The following is a 2568-nucleotide window of genomic DNA, read 5'->3' as shown; positions in this document are numbered from 1 at the left end:
TCAGCTACATGTGTCGCGCCGGTCTTCCGGGCAGGTTGCAGTGGTGCAGTCGTCCTTAGATCGCCAGCGATCTGGGCCCACACTTGATTAGCCAGCGCCAGCGGGGTCGGATAGTCGAATAGCAACGTGGCTGGTAGTTGCAGTCCAGTGGCCTTGTTGATTGTATTGCGCAGCTCAACGGCACTCAGCGACTCGAAACCGAGATCCTTGAATGAGCTGGCTGGGTCAATAGCGCTTGCCGTGTCGTGCCCCAAGACGCCTGCAATATGAGGGAGAAGATACTCGAGAACGGTTCGCTTTTGCTCCTGCTCGCTCCGACCTGACAGCTGGCGACGGATCTCGAGCTCTTCTTCTCGTGTTTCGGCGTTATACGCACGGCGACGAGATCGAGTCAGCCTGTAGAACAGGGGCGGAAGACTATCCTCTTCGGCGCGGGCATCAAGTGTGACCGAGTTCAGTCGCGTGGCGAGCACGTGTGCTCTATTGGCCGCGATCGCTCGGTCGAACAGCGTGAGCGCAAAATCGGGGGACATCGGTACGATGCCACTGCGGGCGAAGCGCTCCTTGTCTGCGTCAGTCAGCGTCGAACTCATCCCGCCTGACGTGTTCCACAGACCCCATGACACCGCTGTTGCCGCCAACCTTCTTCGCGTACGGTGCTGTGCGATTCCATCCAAGTAGCTGTTAGCGGCAGCGTAGTTTCCCTGGCCCGCGGAGCCGAGGACGCCGACAACCGATGAGAACAAGACAAACGCTTTAAGGTCCAGGTGACGGGTCAGATCGTGAAGATGCCATGCGGCATCGACCTTCGGTAGTAGCACGCTACTAACCCGTTGTGGAGTGAGGCCTGCAATGGTTCCGTCGTCGATGACTCCGGCGCAGTGGATAACCGCGGTAAGCGGATGGTCAGGAGACACGGATGCTATGACTTCGGCAACGGACGCTCGGTCAGAGAGGTCACATATGGCAGTGTGGACCTGGACGCCGCGCTCCTGCAATTCCTCCGTCAGTTCTGCCGCCTGAGGTGAATCGATACCGCGACGGCTAGTCAACAATAGGTGCCGCACGCCGTAGTGGGAGGCGAGATGCCGAGCGACGTGCGCCCCCAGTCCCCCAGTTGCACCGGTTATGAGGACAGTGCCGTCGGCGGGAAGATCCAACGCGGTCGGCTCTGCGGTGGTTCGCGTCCGGACCAGTCGTGGTACGACAATGGCACCATTGCGTACGGCAAGCTGAGGTTCGGAGAGGGACAGCGCGCTGAGCAGCGCTTGGCCTGACGAGGGTGCGCCATCCGAATCGATCAACGTGAAGCGACCCGGCTCCTCGGTTTGCGCCGTACGGATCAAACCCCAAATGGCGGTGCTGCCTAGGCTGGAGATGTCCTCGTCCTCGGTTGTCGCAATGGCACCTGAAGTAACAAATGCGACTCGCACGGCCAGCCCGTCAGTGTCCACTAGTTCCTGCACAAGGCCAAGAACTTCTTTGCACAAGTCATGTGTCAGATGCGGAAGCTGTTCGTCAGCGTTACGCATGGCACCCGTGTCGGCGTCAACCGGGACGATCAAAATATCCGGGGTAGGGTTGCCGGTTGCGACAGCCGCCCGCAACGCCGCAAGGTTGGGAAAAGAGGCGACGTCGCTACCGTTCACACTCAGTTCAACCGCGAGCTTTGAGTCGCCCAATACAGCAGGACGGAGACCACCAGCGTTCCCGGCGACGGAAGGAGCCTGAGTCCATTCGATGTGGTACAAACCGTCAGCGGTAGCAGGTATGGCCGCCTGAAGCTGTTCCGCACTTACTGGACGCATCGCCAGGGAGCCGATGGTTACGACCGGCGCACCTTGACGATCGGCGACATCGAGGGACACCGTCTCGGCGGTGGGACGCGACAGTCGAATCCGCGCATGGGTGGTGCCAATAGCGTGAACCGTTACGTCTCGCCATGAGAATGGGACTCGTATGGAGTCGTTCTTCGGCGAACTTCCCGTTACAAGCGCGGCAGGCTGCAAGGCGGAATCCAGCAGGCCGGGATGGATCCCGTACCCCGTAGGATCGGTGCCGTCAGGGAGGGCAATTTCGGCATACGTGGTAGTGCCGTCCTGCCACGCTGCGCGCAGACCGCGGAAAAGCGGACCGTAATCGAAGCCTGCGTCGACGATGCGTTCATAGAACTCGGGGATGTCCAACGGGGTGCCACTTGGTGGCCAGAGAGTCGCATCGAACGAAGTGGTTGGGGCTGATTCGAACACGCTCGCAGTGCCAGTTGCGTGCAGTGTCCACTCGGCATCCGATGGTGTGTCCTCGGGTCGGGTGTGCAGCGCGAAGGTACGGCAGCCGGTGGAGTCGGGTTCACCGATCGTGAGGTGTATTTGAAGTCGTTCGCCCTGTGGCACCGCGAGGAACACGTGGTGGGTGAGTTCGTCGATTCGGTTGCATCCGAGTGACCGAACGGCATCGAGAATCATGTCGATGAATGAGGTCCCCGGCAGGATTACCGAGCCGTGGACTATGTGCTGGGGAGCCCAGGTCGGTGTATGGCGGGAAATACGACCACTGAAGAGGTGGCCC

Annotated in this window: 1 protein-coding gene; it reads right to left on the bottom strand. The window is 60.4% G+C overall.

What is annotated here, in order from left to right; all coding sequences use genetic code 11:
* A partial coding sequence (locus NAM01S_RS35590) for a type I polyketide synthase (RefSeq protein ID WP_255284355.1) occupies positions 1-2510 on the bottom strand: 2510 nt, incomplete at its 3' end.
* Positions 2511-2568 lie beyond the last annotated feature (58 nt).

Source organism: Nocardia amikacinitolerans NBRC 108937, assembly GCF_001612615.1.
In the GTDB taxonomy this organism is placed as follows: domain Bacteria; phylum Actinomycetota; class Actinomycetes; order Mycobacteriales; family Mycobacteriaceae; genus Nocardia; species Nocardia amikacinitolerans.
This window is presented reverse-complemented; position numbering and strand designations above follow the sequence as displayed.